This is a genomic window from Blautia hominis, assembly GCA_002270465.1.
In the GTDB taxonomy this organism is placed as follows: Bacteria; Bacillota; Clostridia; order Lachnospirales; family Lachnospiraceae; genus Blautia; species Blautia hominis.
The window spans coordinates 138,379-155,219 of record NQOF01000009.1 but is presented as its reverse complement, the minus strand read 5'-3'; the positions used below and the strand labels follow the sequence as shown (position 1 = coordinate 155,219).

General features: G+C 46.3%; 12 protein-coding genes. 10 read left to right on the top strand and 2 right to left on the bottom strand.

Annotated features, from left to right (window positions below):
• The first annotated feature begins 9 nt into the window (after positions 1-9).
• Positions 10-1,359 carry a M23 family metallopeptidase gene (locus CI595_RS23480; protein ID WP_243135242.1) on the top strand — a complete coding sequence of 450 codons (1,350 nt, stop codon included), beginning with the start codon at positions 10-12 and terminating at the stop codon, positions 1,357-1,359.
• Positions 1,360-1,469: 110 nt separating this feature from the next.
• Here CI595_RS23480 and CI595_RS23475 read toward each other — a convergent pair whose 3' ends face one another.
• A complete protein-coding gene (locus CI595_RS23475; protein WP_095176043.1) occupies positions 1,470-2,333 on the bottom strand; it encodes a TraX family protein in 864 nt (287 codons plus the stop codon).
• Positions 2,334-2,737: 404 nt separating this feature from the next.
• Here CI595_RS23475 and CI595_RS23470 point away from each other — a divergent pair, with 404 nt between their 5' ends.
• The 4 genes from CI595_RS23470 to CI595_RS23455 all read left to right on the top strand — a co-directional run bounded on the left by CI595_RS23470 (position 2,738) and on the right by CI595_RS23455 (position 7,143).
• A complete protein-coding gene (locus CI595_RS23470; protein WP_095176042.1) occupies positions 2,738-3,679 on the top strand; it encodes a nucleoside hydrolase in 942 nt (313 codons plus the stop codon).
• Entirely contained in the window at positions 3,660-4,523 is an 864-nt protein-coding gene (locus tag CI595_RS23465) for a helix-turn-helix transcriptional regulator (RefSeq protein WP_162291963.1), read from the top strand. Before CI595_RS23470 ends, CI595_RS23465 begins: the two co-directional genes overlap by 20 nt.
• Positions 4,524-4,683: 160 nt before the next feature.
• Positions 4,684-5,796: a trimethylamine corrinoid protein 2 gene (locus CI595_RS23460; protein ID WP_095176040.1), complete on the top strand. Its 1,113-nt coding sequence runs from the start codon at positions 4,684-4,686 to the stop codon at positions 5,794-5,796.
• Positions 5,797-6,228: 432 nt separating this feature from the next.
• Positions 6,229-7,143 (top strand): RpnC/YadD family protein, encoded by a 915-nt coding sequence (locus tag CI595_RS23455; protein WP_095176039.1) that lies wholly within the window; start codon positions 6,229-6,231, stop codon positions 7,141-7,143.
• A gap of 101 nt (positions 7,144-7,244) precedes the next feature.
• Here CI595_RS23455 and CI595_RS23450 read toward each other — a convergent pair whose 3' ends face one another.
• Positions 7,245-8,759, bottom strand: coding sequence for a response regulator (locus tag CI595_RS23450; RefSeq protein WP_095176038.1), 1,515 nt, complete (start codon positions 8,757-8,759; stop codon positions 7,245-7,247).
• 276 nt (positions 8,760-9,035) lie between these two features.
• Here CI595_RS23450 and CI595_RS23445 point away from each other — a divergent pair, with 276 nt between their 5' ends.
• The 5 genes from CI595_RS23445 (at position 9,036) to CI595_RS23425 (ending at position 16,838) form a co-directional block, all read left to right on the top strand.
• Positions 9,036-9,977, top strand: coding sequence for an ABC transporter permease (locus tag CI595_RS23445; RefSeq protein ID WP_095176037.1), 942 nt, complete (start codon positions 9,036-9,038; stop codon positions 9,975-9,977).
• Between the two features lie 27 nt (positions 9,978-10,004).
• Complete coding sequence (locus CI595_RS23440; RefSeq protein WP_095176036.1) at positions 10,005-10,910, top strand: carbohydrate ABC transporter permease; 906 nt, start codon at positions 10,005-10,007, stop codon at positions 10,908-10,910.
• Between the two features lie 42 nt (positions 10,911-10,952).
• Positions 10,953-12,617, top strand: a complete 1,665-nt coding sequence (locus CI595_RS23435; protein WP_095176035.1) for a type 2 periplasmic-binding domain-containing protein — start codon at positions 10,953-10,955, stop codon at positions 12,615-12,617.
• 134 nt (positions 12,618-12,751) lie between these two features.
• Positions 12,752-15,469, top strand: coding sequence for a hypothetical protein (locus tag CI595_RS23430; protein WP_095176034.1), 2,718 nt, complete (start codon positions 12,752-12,754; stop codon positions 15,467-15,469).
• A 25-nt stretch (positions 15,470-15,494) separates the two neighbouring features.
• The gene (locus tag CI595_RS23425) at positions 15,495-16,838 is read left to right on the top strand and encodes an alpha-L-fucosidase (protein WP_095176033.1); all 1,344 of its coding nucleotides are present in this window, start codon (positions 15,495-15,497) and stop codon (positions 16,836-16,838) included.
• Positions 16,839-16,841 lie beyond the last annotated feature (3 nt).

The following is a 16,841-nucleotide window of genomic DNA, read 5'->3' as shown; positions in this document are numbered from 1 at the left end:
GGGCCGGACATGAACAGACAGAGATGGAAAAAATATGGTTTTATGGCAGAGGTCATTGTGCTGACCCTGACAGCCGCGCTTTGCTGGAAAGATGTTTCACAAGGTGCCTTTGCCGCCGGACATGGCGCAGAGCAGGCAGAGAATAACTCTTCGTCAGAAAGTGCAGAGGATTCCGGCACGGGCAGCGGAGGGAATTCTGGCACGGACAGTGGAGAGGATTCAGGCACGGTCAGTGGAGGGAATTCAGGCGCGGACAGTGGAGAGGATTCAGGCACGGGCAGCGGAGGGAATTCCGGCACCGACAGTGCAGAGGATTCCGGCACGGACAGTGGAGGGAATTCCGGCACCGACAGTACGGGGAAGGACTACATAAAGTGGGTGGACTTCCATGTGACAAGTGAGGCCATGCGGCAGGCCTGTGCCTACGATGTGGATACATATGGGCAGGAAGGCCATCTTAACTGGGTGGACCTGCTGGCTTATCTGGGAGCCAGATACGGCGGTGATTTCAAGCAGTATAAGGCAAAAGACATGGATGAGATTGCCGAAAGGCTTCAAAAAGGGGAGACTACAGTGGAAAAACTGTCCGCTGAGATCAAATCTTTTGATTACTACCGGGAAGCCTACGGTGCAGTTCTGGATGGGCTGGTGGGAGAATACCAGATAGAGGCAGAAGACCAGGGACAGGGCGCCCAGGGTCAGGAGAGCCAGGAGAGCCAGGGGGAAGTAAGCTGGACAAAAAAGTACGGTCTGAAAGGCTACAGCCCTATAGCAAAAAGTTTTCCCTATAACGACTATGACGATTTCGGTGTGGCCAGAAGTTATGGCTACAGGCGGGAACATCTGGGACACGACATGATGGGGCAGACAGGTACTCCCATTGTTGCGGTGGAATCCGGCTACGTTTCTGCCATGGGATGGAACCAGTATGGGGGCTGGCGGTTGGGTATCAGCAGCTTTGACGGCAGACGGTATTATTATTATGCTCACCTGCGGCAGAATTTTCCCTACTGCAAATCCCTGGAAGTGGGCAGCATTGTGCAGGCCGGGGATGTGATCGGTTATATGGGCCGTACCGGATACAGCGCCAAAGAAAATGTGAACAACATTGACACCACCCATCTGCATTTTGGACTGCAGCTTATCTTTGACGAATCCCAGAGAGAGGGAAACCATGAAATCTGGGTGGATGTCTATGAACTGGTGAAGTTTTTGTATAAGAACCAGTCAGAGGTGGTGAGAGATGATGCCACAAAAGAATGGTCAAGAGTATATCAGATAAAGGACCCTGAGGCTTCGGCGTATTTGGAGTCAGACCAGGGAAAACAGACATCGGACATTGATCCCGCAAACAAGTAAGATGTATTTTTCAGTCCAAAAAGAAATAAAAAGTTTTTACATTTTTAGAAAAAGAGGCCGTATCAAAAGGAACAGTGACGATTTGCTGTCCTTTTGATACGGCCTTTTGATCATGCAAGGATTCTGGCCAGAACCACAAGCACATATACGTGCAGGGGATAATACACGTAGAAAAAGTATTTCATCCTTCTTCCCCGCTGTCCGTTATATAGCAGGATAAAGGGAAGGGAAAGGATCATAAACCACTGGTCATTCAGAATGAACAGATTTTCATAGGTCATTCCCCCGCCTGCTGCAGAGAGAAAGAAGAACCCGGACATAAGTACATAGAAGACGGAAAGACCAATTTTTTTATCCCTGAGAAAATAAAATCCGATTCCAAGGGCCACCCAGAACACAGAGCCTTCCACAAAGATTGGTGAGGGGATCAGAGTGCTTAATACGCGGACAGCCATTCTTCCTATAAATGAAACACCGGCGGCATTTCCCAGAAACAGGGTGACTGCAATGCTGGAAAATACAGGGATCAGGAACATAGCCAGGGCAGCACCTATTTTTTTTCGGTTTTTTTCCTTTACACTTTCAATCAAAAGTTCCACAGCCCAGATATAAAGCCCTACAAGAAACAAAGTGGCAAACATGCCGTTAATTACCATGGCACCATTGGGATGAGGCAGATAAGAGTTGATCAGGTCATTGCCCACGGACATGAGAACAGAGGCGATATACATCCGTTTGAGATAAGCTTTCCGGTCATGGGTATGGGAAAATCCCTCTGCCATTGCAAACAGAAACAGTGGTGCGGAAATTCGTCCAAGCAGAGTGAAAAAATGGGGGACAGGCAGGATCCCGCCGCCCAGATAATAGTAAATATGGTCAAGCGTCATAAGCAAAAGAGCCAAAACCTTCAGGGAATAGGAAGTAAATCCCCATCCAGTGACGCTTTTTTTGTCTGGTGATGCAATTATATTCATTTTATTCCTCCGTATTTGATGTATTTCAGTTACAGATTATAAACAATGAAAGGGGAGTTATCCATCGATTAACCTTACATTTTTGGGCCGAATGTTACAAATTTGTAATATAGTTCAAATTTACCCAAATCACTGACAAGAGAAAGAACAGATACTTTGGTACAATAAAAGGAAAACAAAAGGCAGACAGCAAGATACCGGAGGTTTGCAGGACAGATATGGGGCAGATTGCTCCATATCTGTGCATCGCGAAGCGTGTTACTGTTTACAGAACTGCGCTTTTTGCAGGGCTGTAAATAGTAACATTAGCTGTGAATGGCAGTAACAAAAGGATTGACATTTGTCTGAAAAAATAGTAGACATAAGGTAACCGGCTGTAAGTATAAAAAGGATGAGGATAAAATATGAGATATACAGATTATGTTTTTCAGGTGCCCGAGGAGAAAATCGTACGGTTGATCACAGATACAGATGCAAAAAATGAAGCGGATGACGACTTTGCCGTGGTACAGGCGCTTCTCAGCCCCAAAATAGAAAATGTAGGTTTAGTGGCTGCCCATTATGGTACAGACAGAGATAGGGACAGTATGGAGAAAAGCTACAGAGAGTTGGAAACTTTGGTAGGGAAGATGGGATTTGACGGGCAGGTGCCCCTGTATCACGGTGCGCCCTGCGGTCTGCCCGATGCGGGGACTTTTATAGAAAGTGAAGGAGCAAGGCTGATCGTGGAGGAGGCTATGAAGGGGGATGACAGGCCTTTGTTTGCCGTTTTTCTGGGGCCGCTGACAGATATAGCCAGCGCTTATCTGATGGAACCACGTATTGCTAAAAGGCTGACTGTTATCTGGATCGGAGGAGGGCTTTATCCCCACGGCGGTGAAGAGTTCAATCTGGGCAATGACATTCATGCGGCAAATGTAGTGTTTGGATCTGATATGGAAGTGTGGCAGGTGCCTAAGAACGTCTACGAGATGATGCCGGTAACTTTGGCAGAGCTTGAACTGCGGGTAAGAACCTGCGGGGAGATCGGTGAATATCTCTGTGACCAGCTCATGGAACATGCTATGACAGAGCAGCCAAGGAAGAGTGCGTTTAGGACAGGGGAATCCTGGGTGCTGGGAGATTCACCGGCAATTGGACTGATCCTTTATGAAGACAGGTTTTCTTTTGAGTGGAAACAGGCTCCTGCAGTGGGGGCTGACATGAACTATATACATACGGGCAGATTCCGTCCTATAAGAGTTTACAATAAAATAGATTCCCGGTTGATACTGGAGGATTTTTATGCCAAGCTGGCTTTATTTGCACAAAAGCGGAGGGAAGCAGATGGAGTATGTAAAAGATGAAATGGTATTTGAACGGGAGTTTCCCTATCGGATGTTTTTATCAAATTCCCGGCAGATGTATCTGCATTCTCATGACCTTTTAGAGATCAATCATGTAAAAGAGGGAAGCGGCTATTATCTGATAGAAGAGAAAGAATATGAGATACGCCCGGGGGATATTTTTATCATCAATAATCAGGAACGCCATATGGCAGTGCATGACGGCAGCCTTGTGCTGGAAGTCATAGTGTTTGACCCCTCTCTTTTGTGGGAGCAGAGGCGGGGATACCAGTTTCTGGAGCCTTTTTTCAACAGGAGCACATCCTTTACCAACTGTATCAGAAAAGATACGCAGGGGTATGAGGGTCTGATGGAGGCATTTTCCCATATCCGTCTGGAGTACAGGGATAAAAAAGCAGGGTGGGAACTGTTTGTAAAATCCTGGACGCAGCTTTTTATGGCGGAGTTGTACCGTATTTATCTGGAAATACAGAGTGAGGAGGAGCAGACAGCAGGCCGGCATCAGATCTTCACACGGCTTCAGCCTGTGGTGGATTATATTCACGAGCATTATCTGGAACAGATCGAACTGGATGATCTGGTGAAAGTAGCGATGATGAACAAGAGTTATCTTTGTTCCTGTTTCAAGAATGTGCTCCACATTCGGATGTTTGAATACATTGACCAACTGCGCATAGACAGGGCCTGTATGCTGCTGTCCACTACCAGCCATACCATCACGGAGATTGCCATGATGAGCGGCTTCAATAGTGTATCATATTTTAACAGAGTATTTAAAAGGGGACGGGATATGTCTCCCGGGGAATACCGCAGAGCAGTGACCAGTAGGGAGAGTGGAACGTGACATTTCGATAAATCCAAATATAGTTCAAAGATTGCCGGATATCAGACAAGCGTTCAGGATATGCCCATGATATGATAAATGCATAGCAATGGAGCACCTGAAGACAGAACAGGATAACAAACGGCAATTTATTGAAAATGGATAATAGGAGGAAGTTGGAATGCGGTATAAAAAAGACTGGGAAGCTACAAAACAGAGATTTGAGGATTATTGGAAAGGGGAAAATACAGGAAGGCCGCTCATGCGCGTTACAGGCGTGAAGCCCGGTTATTATCCCTTCCAGATACCGGAGGAGATCAAGTCTAAAAGTCTGGAAGAAAAATATATGGACCCGGAAAGCGTGGTAAGGCGTTATCGTTATTATTGCGAAACCCATGAGTTTCTGGGAGAGAGTTTTCCGAATTTGAATGCGGATTTTGGTCCCGGTTCTCTTGCGGCATACCTTGGAAGTGAGATCGAGTTCCAGGACAGAACGGTATGGTTTCATCCCTGTGTGAAAGAGTGGGAGGATTATCCGGAATTGAAATTTGACCCGGAGAATAAATGGTTCAAAAAGCATATTGGGCTTTTTGAAGAGTGCAAAAAGTTGATCGGAAATGATTTTCCTATTGCCATTCCGGATTTAATGGAAAATGTGGATGTGCTGGCATCCCTGAGAGGTTCCATGGATCTGCTTTATGATATGATCGAGGAAGATAATGATATTGTAAAGAGAGTACAGCAGGTAACAGACTGCTATCAGCAGTATTATGATGCATTCTATAAATATGCACAATATGAGGGCGGAAGTGCGTACACGGTGTTCCAGATTTTCGGAAGCGGAAAGACCCAGAAGCTGCAGTGCGATTTTTCGGCACTTCTGTCACCGGATTATTTCCGTACCTATGTGCTGGATTCTCTGAAACAGGCCACAAAGAGCCTGGATCATGTACTGTACCACTTAGATGGTCCGGAATCTATCAAACACATGGATGCCTTGATGGAAGTAGAGGGGATTGATGCCCTTCAATGGACCAGCGGTGACCATGGCCCGGACGGAACTATGGAAGAGTGGGATGTGATATATGACAAGGCCAGGGCAGCAGGAAAACAGCTCTGGGTAAAAGTGTACACCGGGGACCTGAAAGACTGGATCCGCAATACAGACCGCATTGTTAAAAAATACGGCTCCAAAGGTCTGTATCTGTTCTTCAACGATATGCCGCTGGAATGGGCAGAGGAACTGATGGACTATGCGGAAAAGAACTGGTGTGATGTAAAAGGAAGTTTTTAACCCCGATATTCAGAGTTACTGTACACTTCGTGTCCAGTAACACGCTTCGCGATGCACAGATATGGAGCATTCTGCCCCATATCGCGCCGGCTGCCTCGGGATTTTCATGCGCAAGCGCATAAAAACACCTCGCGGGATAACAGCCGTGAATAGTAACATTCAGATTCAAAAAACCATTGTTTCTCATGGAAACAGTGGTTTTTTGAACTCTTCTGTGGTATACTGAATACACTTATGATTTATCTATTCATAAGTTCTGCTTTTTTGGCCGAAAGGCTGTCAAATGGGGTATTCCCCCGTTATTTCCATATTTAAAACAAAATAAGGGTCATTTTTCAGGGGAAAGTCTTGAATAATCTATAGGTTTTTTCTATACTTAGATATAGAAGAAGGTCTTCCTTTGGTCATATGACCTGTATTAGGAGGGCATTTATGGCAGCAAAAGAGAACCTGAAATACAAAAACAGTGTGTTTGTGGATCTGTTTTTCGAGGATGAATCCGCAGAGGAAAATGAGATTTCACTATACAATGCACTACATGAGGACCCCCTTCCGGAGGGAACAAAGGTCCGGAAGATCAGAGTGGATGATGTACTCTATATGAACTTTTGCAATGACATATCTTTTGGCATTGAGGATAAGGTGATGGTGTTTGGAGAGCACCAGTCAACGATCAATGAAAACATGCCGCTGAGGGAACTTCTGTATATAGGCCGCGCATTAGAACAGATCGTCCCGGTGCGTGACCGTTACAGGAAAAGGATAGTAAGGATTCCGACGCCTGAGTTCTATACTTTTTACAATGGGAAGGAACCCTGGGCAAAGGAGAAGACACTGCACTTGTCAGATGCATATGCAAAAAAGGATGAATCCCCCATGCTGGATCTCTGTGTAAAGGTTATCAATATAAATCCGGAAGAAGGTCATGAAATCCTTGACAGGTGCGGGATACTGAGAGAGTACAGTGAATTTGTTGACATTTTAAGGAAACATCAGCAGACGGGCAGCCCTGATGCATACAAAAATGCCATTGAGGAATGTATGAAGACGGGAATACTGGCTGATTATCTGAAAAAGAAAGGCAGTGAGGTGGTAAATATGCTGATAGCAGAGTATGATTATGATCTGGATGTGGAAGTACAGCGTGAAGAAGCCTATGCAGCGGGAAGACAGGAGGGAATACAAGAAGGAATACAGGAAGGAATACAGGAAGGTCAGCGGGAGAAATTGGAGGAATTGATAAAAAGAAAATTGAAAAAGGGAAAATCCATAGATGTCATTGCGGAAGAGCTGGAGGAAAGCCGGGAGGTGATCGCCGGAATCGTTAAGATGTTACAGGATACCTGATTTCCGAAAACAAAGAAGAATACATACTCTAAGAAGAGATAGTCAGCGGCTATCCTCTGTGGTCAGCACCATAGAGGATAGCTTTTTATATACTCTGCGTTCTATAGGTTTTTCAACTTCATCTCTCGGCGGTAAGCATTGGGAGCTGCGCCGTATTTCCTTTTGAACTGGCGGTTAAAATAGGTCTGGCTGGAAAAACCGGCCCGGTCCACGATTTCCTTGAGTTTCATGTCTGTATGTTCTACCAGATCTGCCGCGTATTTCAGGCGTTCTTCATTTACATAATCATTGAAATAATATCCGGTCTGCTGGCGGAAAATATTTCCTAGGTAAGAGGGATGCATATTCAGCCTGGCAGCCAGAGTTTTCAGGGAAATATCTTTGTCTGAGAACTCATGTACCGCAGCGATCACCGCGTCCACGCATGGGTATGTGGCTGACTGGTCCTTGTGCTTTCTATCCACAATTTCGTAACAGGTAGAGATAAATGTGTGCAGATATTGAAAAACACGGGATTCATCAGAAAAGTCACATACAATATTTTTCAAAAGTTCAATGATCTCCGGTTCCGGCTGCATCTCAGCGGAGGTCTGAAACACACCCCAGTTTAAGGTTCCAAGTACAAATGCCGAACGCCTTGAGGAGGGAATCGTGGAAAACAGATTCTTCAACTGTTCCATGTAGATATCCTTTGGCACAGTGTCATAATCACGCTCAATGATGCTGACAGAAACCATAGATAGATCCATGTCCTTTGAGATGATACGGTGCATGGGGCTGTACTGAAGAAAAAGGTATTTGGCCGCATTCCGGTAACTGACACTGACTTCCTCATAATTATCAACGGTATTCCCGGTTGAGATAAAAAACGGAAAGTCCAGGATGATCCGCGCATTGTCTGTTTGTGACAAAAGACTGTCGATGGAGTGTGTTTGATTGGGGCTGCTGACAATACAGACCAGCCGTGTGGGCGTCTCAAAATAAAAATGGCTGATATAATTTCCTACGAAAAGAGAGAGAAGGTAATCAAACAGCCCGGCCATTTTTTCTTTGCCTTGTGGATAGGATGCGGAAACGGTAAAGATCATGACCGTATAATTGTCCAGGTTGAGGTTAATGCCAAGCATCTGCGCACGGGTGATAAACTCATCTTCACTTAGAATGCCTTTTACCCAGTTCTCAATAAAAAGGCTTCTGAAGGTCAGCATGGTGGAGCCGTAGGTTCCTGACAACTCAGCCCGCTCCTGGATATGGCCCACAATATTACTGATGGATTCCCGCAGTTCGTCGGGGTCCAGAGGCTTCAGCAGATAATTTTCCGCTCCATGGCGCATGGCGGAACGCACATACTCAAAATTATCATAGGCGGAAAGTACCAGTATAGAAATGAGAGGATTGATTTTCCGAACCTGTTCGATCAGCTCGATCCCCGTCATCTGCGGCATGGATATGTCTGTGATCAGCAGATCCGCAGAGTGGTGTTCCAGATAGGTAAGGGCATCACAGGGATTGGTAGTACAGCAGCAGAGTTCAAAGTTGAAACCCGACCAGTCAATGGCGGTTCTCATACCGTCCAGCACAAAAGATTCATCGTCTACGATCACAGCCTGATACATGGGGAGGCCCTCCTTGATTTATTATAAGTTATCATATACGACGGAACCATTGCGCATATCTGTCGCATAGAAAGAAAAACTAAAATGTTTGCTGTAGTTCTAATGGTATCGGATAAATTTCACAAAGTCAAGAATGCCAAAAAGATTTATATGAAATTAGTTCAAAAATGTTGAATCTCTACTATATAAAACCCATGGGGCGGAAGATATACTCTTGTTATAAAGAAAAGGAAACCGGAAGGAACCGGAATAAAAGGAAACAGGAGGGAATGGATTATGGTGGCAAAGCGGGGAAAAGGATACGCTGCCCGGAAAACTTTGAAAAAACAGCTTTGGGAATACAGGTGGATTTATGTGTTGGGAATCCCGGGGCTGATCGTTATGTTTTTAATGTTTTATATGCCCATGCGCGGGCTTTTGATGGCATTTCAGGATTACAATCCCCAAATAGGTATTCTTGGGAGTCCGTGGGTGGGGCTGAAGCATTTTAAGACATTGTTAGCAGAACCGAAATTTTACAATATGTTAAAGAATACGCTGGTCATCAGCGGACTGAGTCTGCTGACGTTCCCGGTCCCTATCTTTCTGGCAATGATCATGAATGAGGTCAGAAATAAGACCTTTAAGAAATTTGTGCAGACCTCTGTATACCTGCCTCACTTTCTTTCCTGGGCAATTGTAGCCAGCCTTACCTTTTTCCTGTTATCCACGGAACAGGGATTTTTGAATAAACTGGCAGAGATGAGAGGAAATGAGGCTACCGCATATCTGTTCAGTACCAAATGGATCTATCTGATCATTGTTGTCCAGTCTCTGTGGAAAAGCATTGGTTGGAATTCCATTGTATATCTGGCCGCGATCTCGGGGATTGACCAGAGCCTGTATGAAGCAGCCAAAATGGATGGAGCCAACAAATTTCAGTGTATGATGAAAATAACACTTCCAAGTATTATGCCGACCGTTATGGTTATGCTGATTCTTCGTATGGGAACCATCATCTCTGTGGATTTTGAGCAGGTATTCCTGATGAACAACCCCATGGTCAAATCTCATCTGGAAGTATTCGAGGTATACATATTTAACAATAGTATTGCAACAGGCAGCACCCAGTATTCCTATACAACTGCCATTGGTCTCTTCAAATCTGTTGTCAATACTGCACTGGTCATATTGACAAACTGGATCACCAACCGTAAGGGTTATGAAGGGGTTATGTAATGGAAGGAAGGAAAGGAGTTTACAGAGATGTCGAACGTGGTAAAAATTAAGAAAAAAAATGACCTGGGTATGAGGGCAAAAGAGAATGTATACCAGGCTATATTGTGGGTGTTCCTCCTGGCTATTGCTGCCAGCATGATACTTCCCTTTGTATATGTGGTGGTGCTTTCCTTTACAGACTCCTCCGTTTATGTGGCAGGTGAGTTTACGCTCTGGCCGAAAAAATGGTCTATGGCAGCATATAAACTGATCGTTACAGGGACAGGATTTTTGAATTCGCTGAAATCCACACTGATCATCACGGCAGTGGGTACGCCTCTGAGTGTATTCTTAAATGCAGGTGTGGCATATATGCTCTCCAAACCCATTCCGGGTAAAAAATTTATCAATACCTATGTCATGTTCACAATGCTTTTTGCAGCAGGTATGGTACCCAACTTCATGAATATGAAGTCCCTGCATCTGATCGACAGCTATTGGGCCTGTATCCTTCCCGCGGCCTGCGGGGCGTGGTCCATTATGGTTATGCGTTCTTTCTTCCAGTCATTGCCCATAGAACTGGAGGAGGCAGCTAAAATAGACGGCTGCGGACAGCTTAGGATTTTTGGCACGATTGTAATCCCACTGTCCAAGCCCATGCTGGCAACCATGACATTGTTCGCTTTTGTCGGTTACTGGAATACCTATTTTAACTCCATCATGTACATAACATCCACGGCAAAATCCAGTCTGCAGGTGTATGTACAGAAAGTAGTTCTCTCATCCAATATTTCAGACGTGATTGACGTCCAGTCCAGCGTTGCCAATGCTGTGCCGCAGGAAGTTATGCGAATGGCAGCAGTAGTTGTTGTAGTTTTGCCCGTGCTGGTCATCTACCCGTTTCTGCAAAAATATTTTCAGTCAGGTATGATGGTGGGAGCAGTAAAAGGCTGAGTATAAAAAAATAAAATTATATCATTACAGGAGGTTTTCAAAATGAAAAAGAAGTTTAAAAAACATGCAGCCCTCACAATGGCAGCAGCCATGGCAGTGTCCTGCCTGGCAGGGTGCGGCGGCTCCGAGGATGCGGATGCGGCGGCAAAAAAAGGAACGGATATAAAGAAAGAGGAAAAGGAATCTTCAAAGGACAGCAATGGCAGAATGACTATCTCCGTAATGGGAATTGACTGGGGATATGGACCGGCCCAGGACAGTGAGATGGAAAAATATTGGGAAGATCTCTTTGATGTGAATCTGGATATCCAGTGGATCAACTGGGAGGATTACGATCAGAAGGTAAACACTATGATCGCCGCGGGAAGTATTCCGGATGTAGTGCAGATCAGCAAGGAGGGAAATGGTTCTTATTATTATCCAATCTTCACACAGGCTATAGATGCAGGCGTTTTCCTTGATATGACACCCTACCTTTTTGACAACGGAAACGGGATCGCAGAGACCAATGCAGTTATGAAAAACTGGGGCGAGGATATGTGGGACCAGGCAAAATATAATGAAGGTATCTATATCATGCCCCGGTCCAATACGGAAAAAGGCCAGTATTCCGGTATTGAAGTGCGCAGGGATCTGATGAAAAAATATGGGTTTGAAGAGGAGCCGGCCACTATGGACGAGCTGAAGACATGGTTGATCGACTTATCCAATGCGGCCACAGAGGGAGAAGGCAAAAAAATCTATGCCCTGGAATACTTTGGGGACAACTTCATGGATACCCATCTGAAAGCTTTTGCAACTGCATTTACGGGACAAACGGACTGGACTATAGATGAGAACGGAGAGTATCAGTATATGCAGTTCAATGAGAAATATATTGATTTCCTGAACTGGGTAAAAGACCTTTATGACGCGGGCGTCATTGACCCTGAATTTGCATTGAATAACAGCGATACTTCCAAGTGGAAAGCCGGAAATTCCATTGCCTATCTGGCAACCTGGTATAACTGGAACCAGTCCGCAGACCTGGTAAGCGACAAAAACTTTGATGAGAGCGCACCGGAGGGATGTGAAGCATGGTGCCTGAAGCCGGTGAAAGGACCGGAGGCGTATACGGTAAGTCCAAACTATACTGACATTGATTCCTGTATCGCCATAAGCGCAGACTGTTCCGAGGAAAAACTGGAAAAGATCATGGATATGTTCAATGCAACAGAAGAAAAATATCCGGGATATAATGATGTGATGAAATTTGGTATCCAGGATGTACATTATACCCTTCTGGAGGACGGAACAAAGGATACGACAGACGAAAAATATAAAAAGGCCAGACAGGATGGATATGTAGGTGCGTGGAACCAGATCCTCCTGAAAACAGACGTGGACCAGATAACAGACAAATTTATGAAAGACGGCGCAAAGAAAGCTTCTGATGAGAGTATTCAGAGAGCAAAAGAACTGAAGGAATTTGTCACCAATGACCTGCAGGCCACAGGAATGAAAAATGAGATCCAGAACCTGCAGTCAGAGACATACAACAATCAGTGGAATGTGCTGACAGACGATGTGAATACCATGTGCACGCAGTATGTTATGGGGCAGATCGGTGAGACAGAGTGGGAAACTTTTGTGAAAGGTATCGTTGACTCTGCCGACTACAAGGCAATACAGAAAGAGTTCAAAGACTCCGCTAAGGGCGGAAAATAAGATCATGACAATAGAAAGTTCGCAAAGCATACTTTCTTTTGTCTAACCGCGGCAGCAGAGAAAAGCCTCTTCAGTACAAAAATATATCAGGTATTTGGTACTGAGGGGGCTGTTTTTATAGACTGGGAGGAATTATGGAACAGATCACAATAATCAAAAATGAGACTTGCAGCGTCAGAATAGAACTGGGGATACAGAGAATCACAGAAGCACTCCAACATGCAGGATATGCGGTGGCAGAGGAGAAAATGCCTGAAAATTTTGAGGATTACCGAAATATACCGGGTAAAAAGCTTTATGCAGGGGTTAGGAAGGAGGATAGATTTCTTCAATGGCTGGAGGAAAACGAGATTCTTATCTTTCATACAAAGGAGCCGGAGGAGGAAGGATTTTACATAGAGTCCTGCCCTGCACGGCTTACGGTCATCAGCGGAGGAAGTGAGACGGGAGCCCTGTACGGCTGTATGGAACTGAAGGAGAGAGTGGAACGGATGGGGGAGATGCCGGCAGAGATCACCTTTGGAGATGCACCGGTATTCAAACTGCGCGGTCCGGCCGTTGGCCTTCAGAAGACAAAAGTGGAGGCTCCCCGCCTGACCTATGAATATCCCATCACACCGGGGCGTTTTCCCTGGTTTTATGACAGGGAAATGTGGACGAAATTCATGGATATGCTGCTGGATATGCGGTGTAATGTCCTCTATATCTGGAGCGGACATCCGTTTTCCTCTCTTGTAAAGGTGCCGGATTATCCGGAGGCATTGGAAGTGACAGAGGAGGAGTTTCAGCAGAACAGAGAGCTTTTCGGCTGGCTTACAAAGGAATGTGACAGAAGAGGGATCTGGGTGGTGCTGAAGTTTTACAATATCCACATTCCGCTTCCGTTTGCCCGTGCTCACGGGCTGGAACTGCTTCAGAGCAATATCAGTCCCCTGGTGGCGGATTACACAAGACAATCTATCCGGGAGTTCATAAAATCCTTTCCTCATATCGGCCTTATGGTCTGCCTGGGAGAAGCGCTTAGGGGAACACAGAATAAGACGGACTGGTTTATTGACACCATTATTCCGGGCGTAAAAGACGGAGTAAGGGAAGCGGGACTTGCGGAGGAACCGCCCATTATCCTGAGGGGCCATGATTGTGACCCTATTGGGGCCATGGAGGAGGCAAAGAAAAAATATACCAATCTGTACACCATGTGGAAATATAACGGGGAAAGCCTTTCAACCTACTATCCAAAAGGCAATTGGCAGAAAATACACCAGTCCCTTTCCGGTCTTGGAACCACTCATATAATGAATATACATATTCTGGCGGATTTAGAGCCATTCCAGTTCAATGCACCTCTCTATATCCAGAAATGCGTACAGGCGGGGCAGAGCCGCTATGGCTGCAACGGACTTCATCTTTACCCGCTGTTTTACTGGGACTGGCCGTACACACCGGATAAAGTTTCACCTCGCCTTTTGCAGATGGACCGTGATCATATCTGGTTTGCCGCATGGTTTAGGTATGCATGGAATCCGGACCGGGAGGAAAACACGGAGAGGGAATACTGGGAAAATGTTTTTGCACGGCACTATGGGATCTCACGAGAATCAGCAGAAAAACTTCTGGCAGCACAGGAAAATGCCGCCCAGTGTGCGCCAAAGCTTTTGGGCCGTGTGGGCATTACGGAGGGAAACCGCCAGACACTCAGCCTGGGCATGAGCATGAGCCAGTTTACCAATGTGACAAGATTCCGGCCCAACCGGGAATTATGGGAATCTGTGGCAAGAAAAGGCGAGCAGCCGGATGACTATATGAAAAAAGAAGTGAACCGGGAACCGCATCTGGGTGAAACCCCTTATGACTGTGTGGAAGAAGTCAGCGCCCATGCAAAGAAAGCCCTTGTGCTGTGCGAAGCGGTGATAAAAGCGGAAGGGGAGGACAGGGAGGAACTGAACCGCCTTTATACGGACGCACAGGCTGTCTACAGTATGACCATTTCCTACTGCAGAAAGATAGAGGCAGCTATGGAGATCCTGCGGTATAAGTATACCATGGATGAAAAATGCAGGGGGGATATCACGTTTCTTGAAAAAGCAGAGCAGAAAATGGCAGAGTCCCTGGAGGAGTACAAAAAACTGGCCGCGCTGACGCAGGAGACTTACCTCTATGCCAACAGTATGCAGACACCCCAGAGAAAGATCCCCTTTCCAAATGGAGAGACCTACGGGCACTGGACAGCCTGCCTGCCGGAATACCGGAAGGAGTTGGAGCATTTCAGAGCACATCTGTCAGAGCTGCAGCAGGGAATTCTGCCCACAGATCATGCAAAGGAAGTCACTGCAGAACCTCTGATACCGGCGCCTTATACGCTTTTGAAATCCGAAAGTTGTGAGACTTATGATCTGAAAAAGGGAGAGAGTGTATTTTCTGACTGCTCCTGCAAGATCATCAATCTGGCACCGGAGCTTGCTAGTCTTACAGGTGTGCGCATGGGACTGGGAGCAGCCATTGAGGAGGGCGTTACGGTGAAGCTGGAGCTTCCTCAGGACTCTTATGTGCTGGTAGGGTATATGAATGCAAAAGGCGTGGAGTGGCTGCAGCTTCCGGACCTGGAGACCAACACCCATGCGGATGACAGGGGAGGCCTGACGGTGGTCTATGCAAATGCCATGAAGGCGGAGGCGTGCCCGCCCATCAATATACATGCCTACCGCTATGAGAAGGGAACCCATGAGATTTATTTTGGCACAGGAGCCTTTTTGATAGCAGGCGTGATAGCATCGGATACAGTGATGAAGCCGAGAAATGCAAATCTGGCCGGTGAGGGACTGGAAACCCTGGACTGGCTTTATGAGGAATAGAAAGAGCAAAAGGAGAGAATTTCAAGTGGCAGATAAATTACCAAGAGAGATGACGGGAGCGGAACTGAAATCCATGCTGAAAAGCAGCATCAACCTGAAAAGCCTGGGAGGTGTCAAATGCCCGGAGCTGAAGCTTGCGCCGGAGGATCTGCAGTGGTGGAGAGATGCCAAGGTGGGCATGTTTGTGCATTGGGGTCTGTATTCGATCCTGGGAAGAGGAGAATGGGCGCGCTTTAATGAGCAGATACCGAAAGAAGAGTATGAGGCCCTGGCTGACGAGTTCATTCCAGAGGATTTTTCCATGACCGAGTGGACAGAGCTGGCAAAGGATTTCGGCGCGAAATATATGGTGATGGTCACCAGACATCATGATGGATTTGCCCTGTGGGACAGTCCTGCAAGCTATGAAGGGTTTACTTCCTATGAGAGAGGGGCAAAAAGAGACTTTGTAAAAGAATATACAGAGGCGGCAAGGGCGGCAGGCCTGAAGGTGGGGCTTTATTATTCCCCTATGGACTGGAGGTTCCCCGGATATTTTGATCCGGAGGGACTGCCAAAGAATGCACAGCTTATGAAAGACCAGTGCTACGGGCAGGTGGAAGAACTGTGCAGCAAATATGGCCCTGTGGATATCATGTGGTACGACGGAGGCTGGCTGGCCCACAAGGGAAGCGATACCTCCAGCGCCTGGTTCTGGGAGCCGGTAAAACTCAACAAATTAGTGCGCAGATATAATCCCAAAACTCTGCTGAATCCGCGGTCCGGTTACGAAGGCGATTTTTACTGTGACGAGGGTTCTCATGAGATTACAGGAAAGATCCTTCCTGTACCCTGGGAAAAAAACATGTGCGTATGCAGCGGCTGTTCCTGGGGCTGGATGGCAGATGACCCGGTTTCCAGTTTTGAATGGCTGATAAAAATGCTGGTGGACGTTGTGTGCCGTGACGGCAACTGGCTTTTGAACGTAGGACCTGACAGAAACGGAAAGCTTTCGGATGAGGTGAAAAACCGTATGCGGGAGATTGGCGCATGGCTTGCAGAGTACGGGGAGGCTGTCTATGGAACAAGAGGCGGTCCCATTGAGCCGCTGGATGGAGTTTACGGGAGCACATCAAAAGAGAATAAAATATACTTACATGTACTGGATACAGATGCGTGCAGCAAAAGCCAGATCCCATTTGAGGGCTATAGAATTGTGACTGCGGCCCTGTTCCATGGGGAGCAGGTGCCTTTTGAACAGAAGGATGAAGCGTTTTCGCTGGATTTAAGCGGCGTAAAAAATCCGGAGACAGACACCATTGTTGTGCTGACCCTGGACAGGGAAGTGGAGAGAAAAGAAAATTCGGAGATACATTTCACCGGAAAATAAAGA